Below are 525 nucleotides of genomic sequence, written 5' to 3' on the forward strand. Positions count from 1 at the left end.
TAAATATTGCGGCTTCTCCTTCTCCCAGCCGCATTCCAGCAGCACCGAATCATCCGGTGTTCCGGGCATCAGTGACAGCGCCTGTAATTCTTCTTCACTACGGGGACTGAAATGCTCAACGATGTCAGGGGATACGCCCCAGACAGCCGGTAATAACGCCTGAAGCTTTGCCCGCGCGGCTTTACGATCCGGTGCATCGATAAATACAAACCACTCATCCTGCGTATCCGTAAATGGTAATTCGGCATTGTCATAACAAAAACAAATGGCCCGCCAGATAACATTCATTGCGCGTCCCCCGTGGGTTGGCTGATCAATACCGCATCAAACTTTGCGATCCATTCGGGGAACAATTCACAGGCAAGACAGTGCATGGTTTGCGCCGCCGCCGGGCTTTTACGGGGGGTTTTGTATTCCAGACGATGAACAGGCTGAGCACGAACATGCCCCAGTTTGTAGATATCCAGCAGATCAATGCGGGTGCTCAGCAACTGATAAACCTTTCTGCCACCCAACGCTGACGTG

At 52.2% G+C, this 525-nt stretch carries 1 protein-coding gene and 1 pseudogene; both read right to left on the bottom strand.

Features of this window, described 5'->3' with window-relative positions:
* On the bottom strand, positions 1-288 hold a 288-nt coding region (locus Xbud_RS19300), incomplete at its 3' end, for a hypothetical protein (protein ID WP_099137555.1).
* Positions 285-525 (bottom strand): annotated as a pseudogene (locus Xbud_RS19305) (ParA family protein); the annotation flags it as partial. The gene Xbud_RS19300 and the pseudogene Xbud_RS19305, both read right to left, overlap by 4 nt.

It is taken from the genome of Xenorhabdus budapestensis (genome assembly GCF_002632465.1).
Taxonomy (GTDB): Bacteria; Pseudomonadota; Gammaproteobacteria; order Enterobacterales; family Enterobacteriaceae; genus Xenorhabdus; species Xenorhabdus budapestensis.